Raw genomic sequence first — 20707 nt, 5'->3', positions numbered from 1 at the left:
ATGCGACGCTACCACTCCCACCTCGGCCGCGACATCGTCGTCACCGGCGGCAGCGCCCGGGATCTCCAGCCCGGGCAGTTCGGCGTGCTCGCCATCGACGGCGGCGCGGGCGGCTGGTCGGTGGTGCACAAGGGGCCGGACGGTGAGGTGGTGGAGCTGAACAACGAGATGCACTTCGAGGCGCATGAGGAGGCGCTGGCGTTCGCCAAGGAGCTGATCGAGCTGATGCCCGCCGCAGGGGCCGAGCCATGAGCCCGCGCGGCCTGGCGCTGGCCCTGGCCTTGGCCGGCCTCGCGCCGCTGGCGGCGGCTGCGGGCGACGCGTCGGCAGGCCGCAAGGTCTTCACCGCCTGCGCCAACTGCCATGCCGTGGGCCCGGCGGCCCGCCACGGCTTCGGACCGCAGCTCAATGCACTGGTGGGCCGCAAGGCCGGCACGTCGCCCGGCTATGCCTATTCCCCCGGCATGAAGGCCGCCGGCCTGGTGTGGAACGAGGCCACGCTCACCGCCTTCCTGCGCGACCCCGGCGCCGTCGTGCCCGGCACCAAGATGCGTTTCTGGGGCGTGGGCATGAACGAGCGCAAGGTGGCGGACCTGCTGGCCTACCTGGCGGCCTCGGCGCCATGAACGAGGCCGGCGCGCGGCTTGGCGATGTGATGACCGGGCGTGTGCGTTACGCGCCGGTCAAGTCGCTGTGGCTGACCGCCATGTTGCTCGGTGCCGTCGTGGGCGGCATCCCCACATTGGGCATGGCGACCTTCGCGCTGTTCGTCGGGCTCACGCTGCTGACGCTGCTGCTCGGTCACACGTTGGGCAGCCATCGCAAGCTCATCCACAACAGCTTTGGCTGCCCGCGCTGGCTGGAGGTCGTGCTGGTGTGGTGGGGCGTGCAGGTGGGCCTGGCCGGCCCGCTGGGCCTCAAGCGCCAGCACGACCTGCGCGACCTGGCCCAGCGCCGTTCGGACTGCCACCCCTACCTGCGCCACGGCATGCCGTTCCTGCAGGACGGCTGGTGGCAGATGCATTGCGACCTGATGCTGGCTGACCCGCCGCCGCTGGACGATTCGCGCGGCTTGTCGCGCGATGCGGTGCTGCTCGTGCTGGAGCGCACGTGGATGCTGCAGGTGCTGCTCACGGCGCTGCCCTTGTGGGCGCTGGGCGGCTGGGGCTTCGTGTGGTGGGGCCTTTGCGCGCGCGTGTCGGCCTGCGTGCTGGGGCACTGGCTGATCGGCTACTTCGCGCACAACCACGGCCGCCAGCCCGTGCAGCTGCCAGGCGTGGCCGTGCAGGGGCGCAACCTCCCCTGGCTGTCGCTGATCACGATGGGCGAGTGCTGGCACAACAATCACCATGCCGACCCCGGCTCGGCGTGCCTGGGCGTGCGGCCCGGCGAGTGGGACCCGGGCTGGTGGGCGCTGCGCGGCCTGGCTCGCGTCGGGCTGGTTTGGCAGTTGAAAGTGCCGGGTCTTGCCCGGATGACGACGACCGATTCAACGCAGGAACTTGCGACCGATGAACGACCTGCCGCCATCGCCTGAGCGTCCCAAGGTCAGGCTGCCGTTCTCGCGCGTCTGGCCGCTGGCCGTGGGCGTGGCCTTTGGACTCGCCGCGCGCGGACTGGCGGAGGCGCACCTCCCCTTCGGGCTCTACCCGATGATGTTCAGCTTCATCGGCATCGTGCCTTTCGCGGTGGGCGCGGTGACGGTCTACGTGGCCGAGCGCAGCGAACGCCATACCGTCGGTTATCACTTCCGGTCGGGCTTCCTGGCCAATGTCTTCCTGGTGCTCGGCACGCTGGCCATCCTCTGGGAGGGGCTGATCTGCGCCATCCTCATCGTGCCGTTGCTGGCGTTGGTGGGCGGCATCGGCGGCCTGGCCATGGGATGGATCTGCCGTGCCACGCGCTGGCCCCGGGCCAGCGTGAGCGCGTTCGCGGCGCTGCCGCTGCTGGCGGCCGGCATCGAGGCACCGCTGCCGCTGCCGGACCGCTTCGGCAACCTCCAGGGCGAGCGTTTCGTCGCGGCCTCGCCGGAGCAGGTCTGGGCGCAGTTGATGGACATGCCCGCGATCGGTCCCGAGGAGATGGCGGACGGCTGGATGTACCGCATCGGCGTGCCGCTGCCGTTGTCCGGCGTGACGCAGCAGGACGGAAAGACGCTCGTGCGCCATGTCGAGATGGGCCGCGGCATCCGCTTCGATCAGGTCTCGACCGACTGGCAGCCGGCGCAGCGTGTGCGCTGGACCTACCGTTTTTCCGCCGACTCGTTTCCACCGCGCGCAATGGACGATCACGTGCGCATCGGCGGGCGCCATTTCGACCTGATCGACACCGTCTACACGCTGCAGCCCGAGGGCGCCGGCACGCGGCTCAGGGTGGCGATGAGTTATCGCGTCACGACGCAGTTCAACTGGTATGCGGAGCCGCTGGCGCGCTGGCTGATCGGCGACTTCGAGGCCGTGGCGCTTCGGCTGTATGCGCGGCGCGCGGAGGCGCTGGCACACCGGCAGCTGCAGGGGAGGGCGACATGACCATTGACGGGACACCCGCACCGACGGCGCCACGGCTGTGGCGTGTGGGACGTTTCATGGCGGCGCTGGTTGTCGCCATGGCATCGGGCGTCCTGGTCTTCGACGTCCTGGTCGTCCGGCCTGCCACTGACCTCATCCAGCGCCGCTTGGAGACTGCCGCGCCCGGTGAGCGTCAGCCGCCACAGCTGCTGCTTGACATGTTGAGGCGGTCTCACGGTGACCGGATCGTCGATCAGGTGGCTCGGTACGCCGCCTCGGACCTGCTCGATGCAGATCAACGCATGGGCTCGCTGCGGCGGATGTCGATGGAATGGGGCCTGAAATTGCTGTTGCCTCGACATCTGACGGATGCGGAGATCGCCAGCACGTTGCTGGCCACGTCGTACATGGGCCACCAGGTGCGCGGGTATGCGGCTGCCGCACAGCGAGAATTCAACCGGCCGTTGGAGCGCGTGAACACCGAGCAGGCTGCAAGGCTGGTGGCCATCGCCTGGTCACCATCGGCTTACGTGGTGCGATCAGACATGTATGAGCGTCGCGTTCAGCGGCTCCTGAAGACGCCGGCTGCGCCCTGAGGCGGCCCGGGTCGCGGCTCATACCTGCCCACCCGCCTTCGCCCCCTTGCCCTGCAGCACCGGCGCATCCGGCATGCCCAGCAGGTCAGCCGCGAGCGCCTCGGCCACTTCGATGCCGTCCACGCCGGCCGACATGATCCCGCCCGCATAGCCCGCGCCTTCACCGGCCGGGAACAGGCCGCGCACGTTGACGCTCTGGTAGTCCCGCCCGCGGTTGATGCGCAGCGGGGAGGACGTGCGCGTCTCCACGCCGGTCAGCACCGCGTCCGGCCGGTCGAAGCCGCGGATCTGGCGGGCAAACGCCGGCAGGGCCTCGCGGATGGCGTCCAGGCAGTAGGCGGGCAGCGAGCCACGGCCTTTTTGCTGCAGGTCGGTCAGCGTGACGCCGGGCTTGTAGCTGGGCACCACGTCACCGAAGGCCTGGCTGACCTGGCGCTTGATGAAGTCACCCACCAGCGCGCCCGGCGCCAGGTAGCCGCCGCCGCCCAGCTCGTAGGCGCGGCTTTCCCAGAGGCGCTGGAAGGCCATGCCGTCGAGAGGATTCACGGGGCTGCCGTCGCGCTTGCCGTCTTGCCGGTAGTCCTCGGGCGTCAGGCCCACGACGATGCCGGCGTTGGCGTTGCGCTCGTTGCGCGAGTACTGGCTCATGCCGTTGGTGACGACGCGGTCGGGCTCGCTGGTCGCCGCCACGACGGTGCCGCCCGGGCACATGCAGAAGCTGTAGACCGAGCGGCCGTTCTTCGCGTGGTGCACGAGCTTGTAGTCGGCCGCGCCCAGGATGGGGTTGCCGGCGTTCGGGCCGAAGCGGGCCGCGTCGATCAGGCTCTGCGGGTGCTCGATGCGGTAGCCGATGGAAAAGGGCTTGGCCTCCATGTGCACGCCGCGCGCATGCAGCATCTGGAAGGTGTCGCGGGCGCTGTGGCCCAGCGCAATGACGACGTGCGTGGTGTCGATCTGCTCGCCGGATTCCAGCTGCACGCCACGCACGGCCCCTCCCTCGATCAGCAGGTCCGTCATCTTCTGCTGGAAGCGGATCTCGCCGCCCAGCGCCTCGATGTCGGCCCGCATCTTGATGATCATGCTGACCAGCCGGAAGGTGCCGATGTGGGGCTTGCTGACGTAGAGGATCTCGTCTGGCGCGCCGGCCTTGACGAACTCGGCCAGCACCTTGCGCGTGAGGTGGCGCGGGTCGGTGATCTGGCTCCACAGCTTGCCGTCGGAGAAGGTGCCGGCGCCGCCTTCGCCGAACTGCACGTTGCTCTCGGGGTGGAGCTTTTGCTCGCGCCACAGTCCCCAGGTGTCCTGCGTGCGCTCGCGCACGGACTTGCCGCGCTCCAGCACGATGGGGCGCAGGCCCATCTGCGCCAGGATCAGCGCGGCGAACAGGCCGCAGGGGCCGAAGCCGACGACGACTGGGCGCGGGCCGGTGTACTCGCCCCGACCTTTTCCAAATTGGGCCAGGAAGTGGTAGCCGGTGTCGGGTGTCGCGCGGATGTGGTGGTCGCCGGCGAAGCGCGCCAGCACGGCGGCTTCGTCCCGGCCCGCGGCCAGCGTGCAGTCCAGCGTGTAGACGAGCAGGATGTCGCTGCGCTTGCGCGCGTCGTAGCCGCGGCGGAAGACGTGCACGTCGGCCAGCTCGGTGTCGGCGAGCTGCAGGCGGGCCAGCACGGCCGGGCGCAGCTCGCTCTCGGCGTGGTTCAGCGGCAGGCGGAGTTCGGTGATGCGGATCATGGCAGTCGTCAGGTCAGTGTCTAGCCGACAAAACAAAACAGGCCCGTCAGGGCCTGTTCATCGGGATCGTCAGGCGTGAGCCTGAAGACTCAACCCGAATGCGGGCGCTTGCCCGGGTTCTTCTTGGAGCGGGTGTGCGCACCGCGCTCCAGGCTGCTCAGCTGGCCCTTGCCGGCCGTGAACGTCACGCCCTTGGGGGCTTCGGGGCGGGGGGTGGCGCGGCGATCCGCTTCGGTGACGATCTTGTTGCCCATGATGGCTCTCCAGTGAAACAAAAGCCCGCTTGCAGGGGCAAAACGACGAAAGGGGCGGATTCTAAAGCCTGTTGGGCGCGGCAGGCAAAAGCGGGGCCGCGCCCGCCTGGGCCCGCCACGCCTCGAAGTCCGGCAGGTCCATGGGCCGGGCCAGCAGGAAGCCCTGCACCAGGTCGCAGCCGCAGGCGCGGATGACGGCCAGTTCGTCCTCGTTCTCGACGCCCTCGGCCGTCACGGTCAGGCCCAGGCCCTGGCCCACGCTGACGATGGATTTCAGCAGCGCCTGGCGGCGCGCGTCGCGGTCCACGTCCTGCACGAAGCTGCGGTCGATCTTCAGCTCGTCCACCGGCAGGTGCTGCAGGTAGGCGAGCGACGACTGGCCGGTGCCGAAGTCGTCGATGGCCAGCCGCACGCCCCAGCTCTTCAGCGCGTGCAGCACCGCGATGGGGTCGGTGCCGCTGGACATCAGCCCGGTCTCGGTGACTTCGAGCTGCAGCTGGCTGGGGTCCACTCGGTGCTCGGCGAGCATCGCGGCCAGGCGGGCGGGCAGGGTCTGGTCCTGGATGTCCAGCGTCGAGATGTTGACGGCGATGCACAGCGGCTCGCGGCCCTGGGCGGCCCAGGCCGCCAGCGTGCGGATGGCGCGGGCCAGCATCCAGTCGGTGATCTGGCGGATGCGGCCGCTGCGCTCGGCGAACGGGATGAAGTCGCCCGGCGGCAGCCAGCCGCGCTGCGGGTGGTGCCAGCGCACCAGCGCCTCGGCGCCGGTGATGCGGCCGGTCTTCAGGCAGCGCTTGGGTTGCAGGAACTGGCGCAGCTGGTCCTGCTGGATGGCCGTGGCGAGGTCGGACAGCAGGCTCAGGTGCAGCGCCCGCGCGGCCTCGGTGCCGGGGTTGAAGATGGCGACTGGCTGGTGCAGCCGCTTGGCCTCGAACATGGCCTGCTCGGCGCGGCGCAGCAGCGTCTCGGTGTCGGCCGCGTGCTCCGGCCAGTGGGCCACGCCCAGCGACACGGACAGGTCCAGCGCCTGGCCCTGCCAGCTCAGCTTGTGCTCCACCTCCTCACGCAACTGGGCCGCCAGCACGCCGCCATGCTCCAGGCGCAGCACGGGCGCCAGCGCGGCGAAGGTGCCGCCGGCCAGGCGCCCGTAGGCGGCCACGCCTTCGAACAGGCCGGCGAGCTTGGCCGCGGCGCCCTGCAGCAGCGCGTCGCCGGCGTCGAAGCCCAGCACGCCGTTGACGGCCTTGAGCCGGTCCACGTCGATGCAGATCAGCACCGCCAGCTGCTCGCGCTCGGGCAGGCTGGCCAGCAGCCGGTCGCCGTCGGCGATGAAGCGGGCGCGCTGCGGCAGGCCGGTCAGCAGGTCCACGTCGGCCAGGCGGCGCAGGCGGGCCTCGCGCTCGCCCACGGCCGCGGCCATGGTGTTCATGGCGGTCGCCATGTGGCCCAGTTCGTCGGTCGAATCCACCTCGATGCGGTGGCCGTACTGGCCCTGGGCGATCAGCTCCGCCCCGTCCTCGGCGCGCTTGAGCGGCCCGAGGATGGAGCGCGCGACGCCCACCGCCAGCAGCGCACCGCCGACCAGCGCGGCCAGGCACAAGGCGAGCACGCCGGTGCGGTCGGCGTCGATCTGGTCGCGCAGCTCGCGTGCCTGGGCGGTGCCGGCGCGCTCCTCGCTGGCCGCGAGCTGGTGGACGGCGCTGGCGAACAGCGACAGCGCCGCCTCGGTGTCGCTGCCCAGCAGCGCGCGTGCGGCCAGGAAGTCGTCGCCTTCGATCAGGTCGCGCGCATCGCGGTAGCTGGCGCGGTAGTCGGCCAGGCTGCGCGTGACTTCGGCCAGCCGCTCGCTGCGCGCGCCGGGCGGCAGCACGAGGGCCAGCCGCTGCATGGCATCGTCCAGCCGCGCGTTGGCGGCGGCGATCTCGGGATACGCCGCCACGCGCAGCTCGGCATCGGGGCTCATCAGCACCAGCAGCTTGCGCGCGACGGACTCGGCGTTGCGGTTGATCTCATTGACCGAATCGCGGATGACGGCCTGGTCGTCCACGATGTGGTTGAGCGCGCTGGACAGGTCGTTGAGCCGGTACACCGACAGCGCGGCCAGCGCCAGCAACAGCAGGAGCAGCAGCCCGAAGGCGGTGCCCAGCCGCGTGCGGATCAGCAGGCGCCGCGACAGCCGGGCCATCGGCTTGCCGGCGATGGTCATCGTGCGGCCAGCGCCGGCGCCGGCGTCACTCGCCACTCCAGCGCGTGAGCAGCAGCCGGGCGGTGGCGACGTTGGTGGCGCAGGGCACGTCGTGCACGTCGCAGGCGCGCACGAGGGCGTTGATGTCGGGCTCGTGCGGCTGCGGCGTCATGGGGTCGCGCAGGAAGATGACGCCGTCCACCTCACCCACGGCCAGCCGCGCGCCGATCTGCAGGTCGCCGCCCATCGGGCCGCTCAGCATGCGTTCGATGACGAGGCCGTGCGCCGCGGTCAGGCGCGTGCCGGTCGTGCCGGTGGCGACGAGCCGGCAGCGGCGCAGCAGCGGCAGAAAATCACCGGCCAGGGCGATCATGGCGTCCTTCCTGCCGTCGTGTGCGATCAGTGCGAGCTTCATGCCAGTGGAGCGGTCTGCAAAAGATTGACGTTACACGCATGGCGATGCGCCAACTGGGCAAGACTTGGCACATTGCCACGCAGGCACCGTCTTGTTACGACCCTGAACCCGTCGTGCTGCTGTCATGCGCTGGCAGCGCCCGCCGGCAACATGACCACCTGACCAGCCAACCACCGCAACGCCATGAACTTCCGCCAGCTCCACCAAGGCCCCGACCTGCTGAAGATCGCCAACGTCTGGGACGCCGGCAGCGCCGTGCTCGTGCAATCGCTGGGCGTGCCTGCGCTGGCCACCACCAGCGCCGGGCTGGCCTGGGCGCTGGGCTACCCGGATGGCCACCACCTGCCCATCACGGAGCATGCCGCGGCGCTGCGTCGCATCGCCCGCGTGGCGCGTGTGCCGCTGTCGGCCGACAGCGAGGCCGGCTACAGCGACGACCCGGCCACGGTGGCAGGCCACATCCTGCAGTTCGTGGAGGCCGGCGTGGTGGGCATCAACATCGAGGACGGCGCGGGCACGCCGGCGTTGCTGTGCCGCAAGATCGAGGCGATCAAGGCTGCGGCGGCCCACGCGGGTGTGGATGTGTTCATCAACGCGCGCTGCGACGTCTGGCTGAAGCGCCTGGCGCCGGGCCGCGAGGTGGCCGAGGCGTTGCTGCGGGCGCGCGACTACGCGGCGGCGGGTGCGGACGGGCTGTTCGCGGCCGGCGTGACGGCCGCGGCCGACATCGAGGCGCTGGTGGCCGGCCAGCCGCTGCCGCTGAACGTGATGGCGCGCGCCGCGATGCCCAGCCTGGCCGAACTGCAGCGCCTGGGCGTGCGCCGCCTCAGCGCCGGCAGTGCGATCGCCGAAGCGGCCTGGGGCCGTGCGGCGCGGGCGGCGGCGGGTTTCCTGGCGCAGGGGGCGGGCGATGCGCTGTTCGACGGCGCCGCGCCGTACCCCGAGATCAACGGCCTGCTGGGCGCCAGCCAGCGCTGATTCAGGGCTGCACGCTGACCCGCAGCTGCAGCTCGCGCTCCGGCTGACCGGCCGCGTCGTGCGTGCTCAGCGTGCCGCGCGGCGCGGCCGGGGCGGCGGTGCCGGTGCGGGCCACGCTCTGCCAGCGCGCCAGTGGCAACTGCACTGTGGACTGCAGATGGCCGCCGTCCGAGTCGTCCACGGCGAACGCCACGCGCACCGGTGCGCTGCCGCCGGGCCAGCTGGGTGTCAGCAGGATGCCCTGCGTGCTGCGGCGCTCGCCCTGGCGCGGGCTGGCGTAGATGCGCGGCCGGGCGCCGCCTGGCGTGGCGGAGGTGGCGGATGGGCCGGATGTGGCGGACGTGTCCAGCTCGACGATGGCCTCCACCCACTGCAGCGGCTCGCGTGTCGTCAGCCGCAGGCCGGCCTGCTGGCCGTTCAGCACGACCAGCCGCTGGACGGGCGGTGCCGGCGGCGTGGCGGTCGAGGTGACGGCGCCCGGTCCGCGCGGCGAATACGACCCGGCCGTGCCGACGACGACGGCGCCGTCCCGCACGGCGGCCTGGGCCGCGGGCGCCAGGCTGCTGTCCACCCAGCGCCACTCCACCAGCAGCTGCACCGCGGGCGGCGCGGCCTGCGCCGCGCCCGCCGCCAGCAGCGGGCCGGCGGTCAGCAGGAGCAGGGCACGGCGCTTCATGCCGCCCAGCTTAGGGCTTGGCGGGCCCGGGCCGGAGCCGCAAAAGCCGGGGTCCGAACAGGTTGATCGCCAGACCGCCCAGCACCAGCGCCGCGGCGACCAGCTTCCAGGCCGGCAGCGTCTCGTTCAGCAGCAGGCTGCTGGCGCCCATGCCGAACACCGGCACCAGCAGCGCGATCGGCACGATGCGGCCGGCCGGATGGCGGGCCAGCAGCCAGACCCAGCAGCCGTAGCCGAACAGCGTGTTGCCCACCGTCTGCCACAGCACGGCGGCCCAGGTGCCGGCGTCGGCGTTGGCCAGCGCGGCGGCGATCTGCTGCGGGCCGTCGACGAACCAGGCCAGCACCAGCAGCGGCGGCACCGCGAAGGCGCTGCTCCAGACGATGTAGGCCAGCATGTTCACGGGGCCGGCGCGCTTGCCGACGAGGTTGCCGCAGGCCCACGACAACGCGGCCGCCAGCACCATGGCCAGCCCCAGCGGCGTGGTGGTGCCGTCGGTGTGCATGACGATGATGGCGATGCCGACGACCGCCAGCGCCAGGCCCAGCCACTGCGATGCCTGCACGCGCTCGCCGGCCAGGCGCACGGCCAGCAGCAGCGTGAAGAACACCTGGGTCTGGATGACCAGCGACGCCAGCCCCGGCGAGATCTCGTGGCCCATCGCCAGGTACAGCAGCCCGAACTGGCCCACGGCGACGAACAGGCCGTAGGCGGCCAGGTTGCGCCAGTGCACGGCCGGCCGCGGCAGGAAGAAGCAGGCCGGCACGAAGGCGAGCGCGAAGCGCAGCGCGGCCAGCAGCATGGGCGGCATGACGTGCAGCGCGTACTTGATGACGACGAAGTTGCTGCCCCAGATCGCCACGACGGCGAGGGCGAGCAGCACATGGCGCAGGGGCAGGGTGGCGGTAGGCATCGGGCGCAGCCTAGTGCATGGCCCCGGCATAGCGCCGCAGCAGCGCCGGCAGCACCTCCAGCGCAGCGGGCCGCCAGGCGCCCATCAGGCAGACCTGCACCCAGTTGCGCTCGCGCAGGTAGGCGCTCTGCCAGGCGATGCGGCAGCCCACGCGGGCCAGGCGCTGGCCCAGCCGCTGGCTGTCCACGCCGCGCGGCAGGGCCAGCGTGATGACGCCCGGCTGGGCGTGAGGCGCGGGCACCAGCGCCGGCAGGCTCAGAGCCCGCAAGGCCTCGCGCAGTTGCACATCGGCCGCGTGGGTGGCCTGCCAATGCGCGGGCCAGTCGATGGCCAAGGCGGCCTCCAGCGCGGCCACGGCGTTGGAGCTTTGCGTGGATGGCACGCCGTGCGCGCGTGCAATGGCGCCCAGGTCCAGCGCGGCCGGCAGCTCGCCGCCCGGCATCAGCTGCCCGTCGTGCAGCACCAGGGCCAGCCCGGCGTAGCTGCCCAGGGCCTTGCCGCTGACACCGCTGGCCAGCCAGACGCCGCGCAGGTCCAGCGGCTGCAGGCCCAAGGCGCTGACCGCGTCCAGGCACAGCGCGGCGCCCACCTCGGCGCAGGCGTCGCGCAGCAGGGCGGTGTCGTTGCGCATGCCGGTCGAGGTCTCGCAGGCCGTGGCCCAGACCCAGGCCGGGCGCTGCTCGGCCAGCACGGCCCGCAGGCGCTGGGCGTCGATGGCCTCGCCCCAGGCCAGCGACATCGTCCGGTGCGGCAACTGCCAGCGCCGCGCATGGTCGGCCAACCGCTCGCCGAACTCGCCGTTGGTGATGACCAGGCCCCCGTTGCCGTTCTTGCTGCCGTGCTTGCCGCGCTGGTGGATCTGCCCCGCGACGGCGTCGTTGGCCAGCGTGCCGCCGCCCGGCAGCAGCAGCGCGCCAGCGCAACCGGTCATGGCCTGGAGCCGGTCACACACGCGTTCGACGCGCCGCAGATGTTCGGCCGAGCGGTGCGACACCGGTTCGGCGCGCCAGGCCGCCCGCACGGCCGCCGACAGCGGCACCGGCCCGGGCAGGAAGGAGGCCGCCTCGTCACTGGCGCTCAGCTCCAGGTGGGCCACGCGCTCGGCGTAGTCCGGCAGGCGCAGCCACATCGGCTGGTAGACGGCGTCGCCGCTGCCCACGCGCGGGCCAAAGGGCTGGAAGCCCAGGTGGGCATAGAGCTTCAGCTCGCGCGTGGTGCCCGAGATCAGCGCCAGGTCGCAGCCCTGGTCGCGGAACTCGCGCCCCAGCACACCGGCCAGGCGCGCGAACACGCTGGCCTTGCGCCAGCCCGGGGCGACGGCCAGCAGCCGCACTTCCATTGCGCGCTGATGCTGCGGCAGGTGCGCGTCCAGGTCGGCCAGCTTGCCGTCCAGCGAGAAGGGCCGCCGTGCGCGGCCGGCGATCATGCCGACGAGCTCGTCGCTGTCCAGTGCCACCGCATAGGTGTTCTCGTCGTGGAAGCGGTCCACCAGCCGGCGCTGCGGGTTGGGCGGGTGCTGCGGAATCTCTTCGACGAAGGTGCGGTAGTTCAGGCGGTGGATGGCCTCGAACTCGGCCTCGGTGGTGGCAATCTTGTAGACCAGCGGCATCGGGCCATTCTGGCGCCGTTGGCGGGACAGGCGCGACGGGCCCTCAGCCCTTCAGGTGGCCCAGCGGCAGCGCGCCGCCGGCCTTCACCTCGCCCAGCGAGAAGCTGGTGTGGATGTCCTTGACGTTGGCCAGCTTCAGCAGCGTGTTGATGGAAAAGCGCGAGAAGGCATCCAGGTCCGTCGCCATGACCTGCAGCTCGAACGTGCCGGTGCCGGAGATGTAGTGGCAGGCGATGACCTCAGGCAGGCGGCGGATCTCCTCCTCCAGCACCTTGGTGGCCTCGCCCGCGCTGCGCTCGGCGTCCACGCGCACGAAGGCCAGCACGCCCAGGCCGATCTTGCGGCGGTCGATCTCGGCGCGGTAGCCGGTGATGTAGCCCTGCTCCTCCAGCCACTTCACGCGCCGCCAGGTGGGGGCGGACGACAGGCCGATGCGCTGGGCCAGCTCGGCGTTGGGCAGCCGGGCATCGCCCTGCAGCTCGGCCAGGATGGCGATGTGGTAACGGTCCAGCGCGGCCGGCGCGCTGTCGGCGGAACTCATGGTTTGCCCTGATCAGCGAAAGCGGGATGTGATTTGAAACGAATTTGACGTGTCGGAGCAAGAATCTTGCTTGAACGTGGATTCGCCAGCGTCATTTAGAAAGCACCCAGCGGGCGCCTTTCCCTACACTGAAGGATTCGGCCACACTGGCCACCTCCCTTGCGCCGCCGCCTCACAAGGGCCGTGCGCGCTGGCATCCCACCAGGAGCTCCTCGATGAACGCCCCGCTGCCCGAACACATCCTGCGCGCACTGCAGACGGTCTCGCTCGACGACAAATACGCGCTGGACGCCGGCCGTGCCTTCATGAGCGGCGTGCAGGCGCTGGTGCGGCTGCCCATGCTGCAGCGCACGCGCGACGCGCTGGCCGGGCTGAACACCGCCGGCTTCATCAGCGGCTACCGCGGCTCGCCGCTGGGCACCTACGACCAGGCGCTGTGGGCAGCCAAGAAGCACCTGGCCAAGCAGAACATCGTCTTCCAGCCGGGCGTCAACGAGGAGCTGGGCGCCACCGCCGTGTGGGGCACGCAGCAACTGGACCTGTTCCCCGAGAAGGCCAAGTACGACGGCGTGTTCGGCCTGTGGTACGGCAAGGGCCCGGGCGTGGACCGCTGCATCGACGTGTTCAAGCACGCCAACATGGCGGGTACCAGCAAGCACGGCGGCGTCATCGCCATCGCGGGCGACGACCACATCGCCAAGAGCTCCACCGCCGCGCACCAGAGCGACCACGTGTTCAAGGCGGTCGGCTTCCCGACCTTCTTCCCGAGCAGCGTGCAGGACATCCTGGACATGGGCCTGCACGCGTTCGCGATGAGCCGCTTCTCCGGCGTGTGGGCGGGCATGAAGACCATCCAGGAGATCGTCGAATCGTCGGCCTCGGTCAGCGTGGACCCCGACCGCGTCAACATCATCCTGCCGGAAGACTTCCAGATGCCCGCCGGCGGCCTGCACATCCGCTGGCCGGACCCGCCGCTCGAGCAGGAGTCGCGGATGATGAACTACAAGTGGTACGCCGCGCTGGCCTACATCCGCGCCAACCGGCTGAACTACAACGTCATCGAGGGCCAGAACGACCGCTTCGGCCTCATCACCAGCGGCAAGGCCTACAACGACACCCGCCAGGCGCTGCACGACCTGGGCCTGGACGACGAGACCTGCCGGCGCATCGGCATCCGGCTGCACAAGGTCAACGTGGTGTGGCCGCTGGAGGCGCAGATCACGCGCGAATTCGCCCGCGGCCTGCAGGAGATCCTCGTCGTCGAGGAGAAGCGCCAGATCATCGAGTACCAGGTCAAGGAAGAGCTCTACAACTGGCGCGCCGACGTGCGGCCCAACGTGCTCGGCAAGTTCGACGCCGGTGACGGCGGCGAGGGCGGCGAGTGGAGCGTGCCCAACCCCAGTGAGCACTGGCTGCTGCGCCCGCAGGCCGACCTGACGCCGGCCCTCATTGCCCGCGCCATCACCAAGCGGCTGAAGAAGCTGGGCGTGGACGCCGACATCGTCGCCCGCCTGGATGCGCGCATGGCGGTCATCGACGCCAAGGAAGCCGCGCTGAAGGCCGAGGAAAAGACCGCCGGCGGCGCCGACCGTACGCCGTGGTTCTGCTCCGGCTGCCCGCACAACACCTCCACCCGCGTGCCCGAGGGCTCGCGCGCCGTGGGCGGCATCGGCTGCCACTACATGGTCACGTGGATGCCGGGCCGCAGCACCGCCACCTTCACGCAGATGGGCGGCGAGGGCGTGCCCTGGACGGGCCAGGCGCCGTTCACGAACGAGAAGCACATCTTCTCCAACCTGGGCGACGGCACCTACTTCCACAGCGGCAGCCTGGCCATCCGCCAGAGCATCGCCGCCGGGGTGAACATCACCTACAAGATCCTCTACAACGACGCCGTCGCGATGACGGGTGGTCAGACGGTCGGCGAGCGCCCCGAAGGCCACACGGTGCTGCAGATCATGAACAGCGTGATCTCGGAAGGCGTGAAGAAGCTGGTGATCGTCACCGACGAGCCGGCGAAATATGAGGGTGTCGCCCTGGCGCCGGGGGTGACGGTGCACCACCGCGACGAACTGGACGACATCCAGCGCCAGTTCCGCGAGATCGAAGGCACCACGGCCATCATCTACGACCAGACCTGCGCGACCGAGAAGCGCCGCCGCAGGAAGCGCGGCAAGATGGTGGACCCCGCCAAGCGCGTCGTCATCAACGAGCTGGTCTGCGAGGGCTGCGGCGACTGCTCGGTGCAGTCCAACTGCCTGTCCATCGAGCCGCTGGAGACCGACTTCGGCCGCAAGCGCCAGATCAACCAGAACACCTGCAACAAGGACTACTCCTGCGTGAAGGGCTTCTGCCCGAGCTTCGTCACCGTCGAGGGCGGTGAGCTGAAGAAGCCCAAGAAGGACAGCCGCAAGAGCCCGTCCGATCCCGCGCTGCCGCAGCTACCGCTGCCCGTCGTGCCCAACCCCGAGACGGCCTGGGGCATCGTCGTGGCCGGCGTGGGCGGCACGGGCGTCATCACCATCGGTCAGCTGCTGGGTATGGCGGCGCACCTGGAAGGCAAGGGCGTCATCACGCAGGACGCCGCGGGCCTGGCGCAAAAGGGCGGCGCAACCTGGAGCCACATCCAGATCGCCAACAGCCCGGACGCGATCCACTGCACCAAGGTCGGCACCGCCGAGGCCGACCTCGTCATCGCCTGCGACGCCATCGTCGCCGCCAACAAGGCCACGCTGGCCGTCATGCGTGAAGGCCGCACCTACGTGGCGCTGAACACGCACGGCTCGCCGACGGCCACGCTCGTCAACGACGCCAACTGGAGCTTCCCCGGCGCTGCCTGTGAACAGGCCGTGGGCGCCGCGGTGGGGCCGGACCACCTGGGCTCCTTCGACGCCGAGGACGTGGCCGTCAAGCTGGTGGGCGATTCGCTGTACACCAACCCGCTGATGCTGGGCTACGCATGGCAGCAGGGCCGCATCCCACTGAGCTACGACGCGCTGATGCGCGCCATCGAGCTCAACGGCGTGCAGATCGACAACAACAAGGTCGCCTTCGAATGGGGCCGCCGCTGCGCGCACGACCTGAAGGCCGTGCAGTCGCTGTACGCCGCGCAGCAGGTCATCCAGCTCGTCAAGCGCCAGGGCCTGGATGAGATGGTCACCAAGCGCGTGGACTTCCTGACCGGCTATCAGAACGCAGCGTATGCGGCCGAGTACCAGGCCTTCGTCGACAAGGTGCGTGCCGCGGAAGCCAAGCTGGGCGGCAAGACCACGCTGACCGAGGCCGTGGCCCGCTACCTGTTCAAGCTGATGGCCTACAAGGACGAGTACGAGGTCGCCCGCCTGCACACCGACATGGGCTTCGCCGAGAAGGTGGCCGGCATGTTCGAGGGCAACTACAAGCTGGTGCACCACCTCGCGCCGCCGCTGCTGGCCAGGAAGAACGCCAAGGGCGAGCTGGTCAAGCAGCAGATGGGCGCCTGGATTCGCCCGGCCTTCGGCCTGCTGGCCAAGCTGAAGGGCCTGCGCGGCACGGCGTTCGACATCTTCGGCTACACCGAGGAGCGCCGCATGGAGCGCCGCTGGATCGCCGACTACCGCGCCGGCATCGACCAGGCGCTGGCCGGGCTGACCGCCGAGTCGCTGGCGAACGCTGTCGAGCTGGCCCGCGTGCCCGAAGACATCCGCGGCTACGGCCACGTGAAGGCGCGCCACGAGCAGGTCGCCCGCGCCAAGTGGGACGCGCTGCTGGCCAAGGTCTGAGCGTTGCCTGACACAGCCCCGCAGGCCGGCGTCATGCCGGCCTGCGGGGTTGGTCTTTTCAGGGCCTCACTGTCGAGTGCTGCAGCACGATGAGCCAGCGCCCGTCGATGCGCTGGTAGGCGAAGCTGTAACGCGCCGGTTTCTCCCTCGCCTGGCCGGCAAGTTCCTCGGTGAACTCGTACTCGCCCGAACGCACGGCGGTCTCGCCGAACAGCCTCAGGTTGCCGATGATCCAGCGCATGCGCGCCGTCGGCCGCTGCGCCATGTCGTCGAAGAACACCGGCAGCGCGTCGCCGGACAGCGGGACGGCCGAATATTCGTCGTCGGTGATCAGCGCGCCCGGGGCATACAGCTGCTGGAGGCGCCGCGGGTCGCGGCTGTTGTAGGCGTCCTTCCAGTCCTCCAGCGCGTGCATCAGCTCACCGATGCAGTCGCTGCCGAGCTGCTCGCAGTGCGGCGGCGGCGACGCGGGCACCTGGGGCCGGGTCGTGCAGCCGCTGACGGCCGCCAGCAGCAGGCACACCGCGACGATGATCGGCCGGCGCACCTCGCAGACCTTGTCCATGTCCAACCCTCCCTGTTCTCGTGGCGCGGATTGAACGATGAGCCACGGGCCGCTGCATGCGGACTAACGCCAATGGGCATGCCGGGCGTGAATCTGCCCGTCGCGGGGCATTCCCTGAACGAAGTGAGGCCTCAGCCTGCCTAGACTGCGACCCTTGTTGTTGCAGGGAGAGAACATGAAGAACATCGTGCGCGGCCTGCTGGCCGCCCTGAGCCTGTGCCTCGGGCTGGCCGTGCAGGCGGCCGACGCACCGGAGCACCCTGCCTGGGCGGAGGCCAAGGCCGCAGCCAGGAGCGGCCCGGCCGACATCGCCATCGCCGGCCAGGCCACGCTGCACCTGCCGGCCGACCGCGTCTTCATCCCGCAGCCGCAGGCCGGCAAGCTGCTGACCGCGATGGGCAACCCGGGCGAGCACAGCGAGCTGACCGGGCTGATCTTTCCCCAGGGCCAACAGCAGTGGTTCGCCACGCTGCGCTACATCGCTTCGGGCTACGTGAAGGACGGCGACGCCAAGGAGTGGAAGGCCGACGACCTGCTGGCCAGCTACAAGGAAGGCACCGAGTCGGCCAACGAGGAGCGCAAGAAGATGGGTGTGGCGCCGCTGGAGATCACCGGCTGGGCCGAGCAGCCTGCCTACGAAGCGACGACGCACCGCCTGGTGTGGGCGATGGCGTCCAAGGAGAAGGGCGCGCCGGCAGGCGCCGACCAGGGCGTCAACTACAACACCTACGCGCTGGGCCGCGAGGGCTACCTGAGCCTGAACTTCGTCACCGACCTGAAGGAGCTGCCGGCGCACAAGCCCGATGCCAAGGCGCTGCTGGGCGCGCTGGCGTTCGACAAGGGCAAGCGTTACGAAGACTTCGACTCGGCCACCGACCACGTCGCCGAATACGGCCTCGCCGCGCTGGTGCTGGGCGTGGGCGCCAAGAAGCTGGGCCTGCTGGCCGTCATCTTCGCCTTCGTCGCCAAGTTCGCGAAGGTCATCTTCATCGCCGTCGTCGGCGGCGGCGCTGCATTCGCGAAGTTCTTCAAACGCGACAAGCCGAACGGCCCCGCCGCCTGATGCTGAAGCTCCTCGCGCTGGCGCTGTCGGGCGCCAAGTTCGGCAAGCTGCTGACCACCGGCGGCACCATGCTGATCTCCCTGGTGGTGTACGCCTGGATCTTCGGCTGGCGCTATGCGGCCGGTTTCATCGTGCTGTTGTTCGTGCACGAGATGGGCCATTTCATCGCCGCGCGCTACAAGGGCCTGAACGTCGGCGCGCCGACCTTCATCCCCTTCGTCGGCGCCTGGGTGGCGCTGAAGGACCTGCCGCACGACGCCAAGACCGAGGCGTTCGTCGGCCTGGCCGGCCCGCTGCTGGGCAGCGTCGGCGCGACGGTGGCCTACCTGATGGCGCGCAGTTGGGACGCCGACTGGCTGCTGGCCGTGGCCTACAGCGGCTTCTTCCTGAACCTGTTCAACCTGATCCCGCTGTCGCCGTTCGACGGCGGCCGCATCACGGCCGTGCTGTCGCCGCGCATCTGGCTGCTGGGCGCGCCGATGCTGGTGGCGCTGTTCTTCTGGCGGCCCAGCCCCATGCTGATCCTGATGGCGCTGCTCGCCTGGCCGCAGCTCGTCAAGGCCTGGAAGCACCGCGCCGACAGCCCCGAGGCGCAGGCCTACTACACGGTGCCTGCGGCGGTGAAATGGGAGTACGCGACCTACTACCTGGTGCTGGCCGCCTACCTGGCCGTCATGTGCCACGACGTGCACGAGATGCTGGCCCACGTGCAGCGCTGACGCTCCCGAATTCGCGCGGCCTTGCTTCGCGGCACGCGCAGGAATGCCACCCTAGACTGGCTCATGCTTTGCGTCCCTGCCGCGCGGTGAACCCGCGCCACCTCTGGCCCGGCCTGCTGATGGCCATGCTGGGCGCCATCGGCTTCTCCGGCAAGGCCATCATCGTCAAGCTGGCCTACCGGCATGGCGTCGATGCCGTCACGCTGCTCATGTGGCGCATGCTGCTGGCGCTGCCGCTGTTCCTGCTGCTGGCCGGGTGGGCCGGCCGCGGCAAGCCGCGCCTGACGGCACGCGACTGGCGCGACATCCTCGTGCTGGGCTTCACCGGCTACTACCTCGCCAGCTACCTGGACTTCGCCGGCCTGGCCTACATCACCGCCAGCCTGGAGCGGCTCATCCTGTACCTCAACCCGACGCTGGTGCTGCTGCTGTCGGTGGTGTTCTTCCATCACAAGCTGCAGGCGCGGCAGGTGGTGGCGCTGGGCATCAGCTACGCCGGTGTCGTGGCGGTGTTCGCGCATGAACTGAGCTTCGAAGGTCCTGCCACCGCCATCGGCGCGGCGCTGGTGTTCGGCAGTGCGGTCAGCTACGCGATCTACCTGGCGCTCAGCGGCCGCGTCGTGCAGCGGCTGGGCGCGCTGCGGCTGACCGGGCTGGCCAGCACGGTCGCCTGCGCGCTGTGCATCGCGCAGTTCGCGCTGCTGCGCCCGCTGTCCGCCGCGTGGGTGCCGGAGCCGGTGTTCTGGCTGTCGGTGCTGAACGCCACGGCCTGCACCGTCGCGCCGGTGCTGATGGTCATGCTGGCCATCGCCCGCATCGGCGCGCCGCTGGCCGCGCAGGTCGGCATGGTGGGGCCGATGAGCACCCTCCTGATGGGCTACGTCATCCTGGATGAGCCGATGAACGCCTGGATCGCCGCGGGCACGGTGCTGGTGCTGGGTGGCGTGTTCCTCGTCGGGCTGAAGCGGGGTGCTCGCTGAAGAGGATTGACCCCCGGGGGGTGTAAGTGTTCAAAATCGCTGAACAATGGCAACAACCCCGATGAACCGAACCTGGGCCGTCGGGGCACACACTGCGAGCCCATGATGAGCCCTGCCACCCGCTACACCCCCGTCGCCATCGCGTTGCACTGGCTGCTGGCGCTGGCCATCGTCGGCGCGTTCGGTGTCGGGCTGTACATGACCAGCCTGCCGTTCTCGCCGACGCGGCTGAAGCTCTACAACTGGCACAAATGGGCCGGCGTCACCATCCTGGCGTTCTCCGCGTTGCGCCTGCTCTGGCGCCTGACGCACCGTCCGCCCGCCGACGCCCCCATGCCCGCCTGGCAGGCCCGGGCCGCGCACGTGACGCACGGGCTGCTGTACGCCGCGTTCTTTGCCGTGCCGCTGTTCGGCTGGGCGTTCAGTTCGGCGTCCGGCTACCCCATCGTCTGGTTCGGCGTGCTGCCGCTGCCCGACCTCATCGGCAAGGACGAAGCACTCGCCGAGACCTTCAAGACCCTGCACAAGTTCGCCGCCTATGGCCTCGCCGCGCTCGTGCTGGCCCACGTGGCGGGGGCGCTGAAGCACCAGTTCATCGACCGCGACGGCCTGCTGTCACGCATGTGGCCCGGCCGCGCCTGAAAGGACCCCATGAAGCACCTGCTCCCCACCCTGCTGCTCGCCGTCGGCGCGCTGACCACCGCCCACGCCGCCACGCTGCAGCCCGACAAGAGTGAACTCGTGTTCGGCTTCAAGCAGATGGGCGTGCCCGTCGAGGGCCGCTTCAAGAAGTTCGACGCGCAGCTCGACTTCGACCCCAAGAAGCCCGAGACCGGCAAGATCGCCTTCACCGTGGACCTGGGCAGCGTGTCGCTCGGTGACCCGAGCTACGACAAGGAACTGGCCGGCGCGCCCTGGTTCGACACCAAGCGCAACGGCAAGGCCACCTTCGTGTCCAGCGGCATCAAGGCCACCGGCGCCGGCAAGTACGACGTGGCCGGCAAGCTGACCATCAAGGGCGCCACGCGCGACATCGTCGTGCCCATCACGCTGGCCAACGGCGTGGCCGCCGGCGCCGTGCCCATCAAGCGCCTGGACTTCAAGATCGGCGACGGCGACTGGGCCGACACCTCGGTCGTCGCCAACGATGTGACCGTCAAGTTCAAACTGGCTTTCTCTGGCCTGTAACCTCTCACCACTCCTTCCCTTTACCC

The 20707-nt window shown here is 70.2% G+C and carries 21 protein-coding genes; 12 read left to right on the top strand and 9 right to left on the bottom strand.

From position 1 onward, the window contains the following. Genes ACO07H_RS01575 through ACO07H_RS01555 form a run of 5 tightly spaced genes read left to right on the top strand, consistent with a single transcriptional unit; the run spans position 1 to position 3103 of the window. Entirely contained in the window at positions 1-252 is a 252-nt protein-coding gene (locus tag ACO07H_RS01575) for a hypothetical protein (RefSeq protein WP_422010416.1), read from the top strand. After that, on the top strand, positions 249-626 hold the full coding sequence (locus ACO07H_RS01570; RefSeq protein WP_422010414.1) for a c-type cytochrome: 378 nt from the start codon (positions 249-251) through the stop codon (positions 624-626). Before ACO07H_RS01575 ends, ACO07H_RS01570 begins: the two co-directional genes overlap by 4 nt. Then, on the top strand, positions 623-1537 hold the full coding sequence (locus tag ACO07H_RS01565; RefSeq protein WP_422010412.1) for a fatty acid desaturase: 915 nt from the start codon (positions 623-625) through the stop codon (positions 1535-1537). The genes ACO07H_RS01570 and ACO07H_RS01565 overlap by 4 nt, the downstream gene beginning before the upstream one ends. Then, on the top strand, positions 1512-2528 hold the full coding sequence (locus ACO07H_RS01560) for an SRPBCC family protein (RefSeq protein WP_422010410.1): 1017 nt from the start codon (positions 1512-1514) through the stop codon (positions 2526-2528). The genes ACO07H_RS01565 and ACO07H_RS01560 overlap by 26 nt, the downstream gene beginning before the upstream one ends. Then, on the top strand, positions 2525-3103 hold the full coding sequence (locus ACO07H_RS01555) for a transglycosylase domain-containing protein (protein WP_422010408.1): 579 nt from the start codon (positions 2525-2527) through the stop codon (positions 3101-3103). The genes ACO07H_RS01560 and ACO07H_RS01555 overlap by 4 nt, the downstream gene beginning before the upstream one ends. A gap of 18 nt (positions 3104-3121) precedes the next feature. Here the strand turns inward: ACO07H_RS01555 and ACO07H_RS01550 are convergent, their stop codons facing one another. The 4 genes from ACO07H_RS01550 to ACO07H_RS01535 all read right to left on the bottom strand — a co-directional run bounded on the left by ACO07H_RS01550 (position 3122) and on the right by ACO07H_RS01535 (position 7688). Further along, the gene (locus ACO07H_RS01550) at positions 3122-4834 is read right to left on the bottom strand and encodes an NAD(P)/FAD-dependent oxidoreductase (RefSeq protein WP_422010406.1); all 1713 of its coding nucleotides are present in this window, start codon (positions 4832-4834) and stop codon (positions 3122-3124) included. 89 nt (positions 4835-4923) lie between these two features. After that, entirely contained in the window at positions 4924-5088 is a 165-nt protein-coding gene (locus ACO07H_RS01545; RefSeq protein WP_422010404.1) for a hypothetical protein, read from the bottom strand. 61 nt (positions 5089-5149) lie between these two features. Beyond that, positions 5150-7294, bottom strand: coding sequence for a putative bifunctional diguanylate cyclase/phosphodiesterase (locus tag ACO07H_RS01540; protein WP_422010402.1), 2145 nt, complete (start codon positions 7292-7294; stop codon positions 5150-5152). A 25-nt stretch (positions 7295-7319) separates the two neighbouring features. Then, a complete protein-coding gene (locus ACO07H_RS01535; protein WP_422010400.1) occupies positions 7320-7688 on the bottom strand; it encodes a methylglyoxal synthase in 369 nt (122 codons plus the stop codon). Between the two features lie 183 nt (positions 7689-7871). Between ACO07H_RS01535 and ACO07H_RS01530 the strand changes: the two genes are divergently transcribed. Then, a complete protein-coding gene (locus ACO07H_RS01530) occupies positions 7872-8666 on the top strand; it encodes an isocitrate lyase/PEP mutase family protein (RefSeq protein WP_422010398.1) in 795 nt (264 codons plus the stop codon). A 1-nt stretch (position 8667) separates the two neighbouring features. On the opposite strand, the gene ACO07H_RS01525 is transcribed toward ACO07H_RS01530, so the two are convergent. From ACO07H_RS01525 to ACO07H_RS01510, 4 genes are read right to left on the bottom strand one after another with little or no spacing between them, the layout of a single operon-like run. Beyond that, positions 8668-9342: a hypothetical protein gene (locus ACO07H_RS01525; protein WP_422010396.1), complete on the bottom strand. Its 675-nt coding sequence runs from the start codon at positions 9340-9342 to the stop codon at positions 8668-8670. 10 nt (positions 9343-9352) lie between these two features. Beyond that, positions 9353-10240: an EamA family transporter gene (locus ACO07H_RS01520; RefSeq protein ID WP_422011639.1), complete on the bottom strand. Its 888-nt coding sequence runs from the start codon at positions 10238-10240 to the stop codon at positions 9353-9355. A 25-nt stretch (positions 10241-10265) separates the two neighbouring features. Next, positions 10266-11864 carry a GNAT family N-acetyltransferase gene (locus tag ACO07H_RS01515; protein ID WP_422010394.1) on the bottom strand — a complete coding sequence of 533 codons (1599 nt, stop codon included), beginning with the start codon at positions 11862-11864 and terminating at the stop codon, positions 10266-10268. 43 nt (positions 11865-11907) lie between these two features. After that, a complete protein-coding gene (locus ACO07H_RS01510) occupies positions 11908-12405 on the bottom strand; it encodes an Lrp/AsnC family transcriptional regulator (protein WP_422010392.1) in 498 nt (165 codons plus the stop codon). A 215-nt stretch (positions 12406-12620) separates the two neighbouring features. On the opposite strand from ACO07H_RS01510, the gene ACO07H_RS01505 reads away from it, so the two are divergent. After that, positions 12621-16166 (top strand): indolepyruvate ferredoxin oxidoreductase family protein, encoded by a 3546-nt coding sequence (locus ACO07H_RS01505; protein WP_422010390.1) that lies wholly within the window; start codon positions 12621-12623, stop codon positions 16164-16166. A gap of 58 nt (positions 16167-16224) precedes the next feature. On the opposite strand, the gene ACO07H_RS01500 is transcribed toward ACO07H_RS01505, so the two are convergent. After that, positions 16225-16731, bottom strand: a complete 507-nt coding sequence (locus tag ACO07H_RS01500) for a DUF4440 domain-containing protein (RefSeq protein WP_422010388.1) — start codon at positions 16729-16731, stop codon at positions 16225-16227. A gap of 175 nt (positions 16732-16906) precedes the next feature. On the opposite strand from ACO07H_RS01500, the gene ACO07H_RS01495 reads away from it, so the two are divergent. The 5 genes from ACO07H_RS01495 to ACO07H_RS01475 all read left to right on the top strand — a co-directional run bounded on the left by ACO07H_RS01495 (position 16907) and on the right by ACO07H_RS01475 (position 20681). Continuing rightward, complete coding sequence (locus tag ACO07H_RS01495) at positions 16907-17794, top strand: DUF2167 domain-containing protein (RefSeq protein WP_422010386.1); 888 nt, start codon at positions 16907-16909, stop codon at positions 17792-17794. Next, entirely contained in the window at positions 17794-18513 is a 720-nt protein-coding gene (locus ACO07H_RS01490; protein WP_422010384.1) for a site-2 protease family protein, read from the top strand. The genes ACO07H_RS01495 and ACO07H_RS01490 overlap by 1 nt, the downstream gene beginning before the upstream one ends. Before the next feature lie 119 nt (positions 18514-18632). Continuing rightward, the gene (locus ACO07H_RS01485) at positions 18633-19493 is read left to right on the top strand and encodes a DMT family transporter (RefSeq protein ID WP_422011637.1); all 861 of its coding nucleotides are present in this window, start codon (positions 18633-18635) and stop codon (positions 19491-19493) included. Between the two features lie 105 nt (positions 19494-19598). Then, complete coding sequence (locus ACO07H_RS01480) at positions 19599-20135, top strand: cytochrome b (RefSeq protein ID WP_422010382.1); 537 nt, start codon at positions 19599-19601, stop codon at positions 20133-20135. 9 nt (positions 20136-20144) lie between these two features. Continuing rightward, positions 20145-20681 carry a YceI family protein gene (locus ACO07H_RS01475; RefSeq protein ID WP_422010380.1) on the top strand — a complete coding sequence of 179 codons (537 nt, stop codon included), beginning with the start codon at positions 20145-20147 and terminating at the stop codon, positions 20679-20681. Positions 20682-20707 lie beyond the last annotated feature (26 nt).

Source organism: Roseateles sp. (genome assembly GCF_965229315.1).
Classification (GTDB): Bacteria; Pseudomonadota; Gammaproteobacteria; order Burkholderiales; family Burkholderiaceae_C; genus Pelomonas.
Note: the sequence above shows the minus strand (reverse complement) of the source record. Positions and strands in the feature narration are given on the sequence as shown.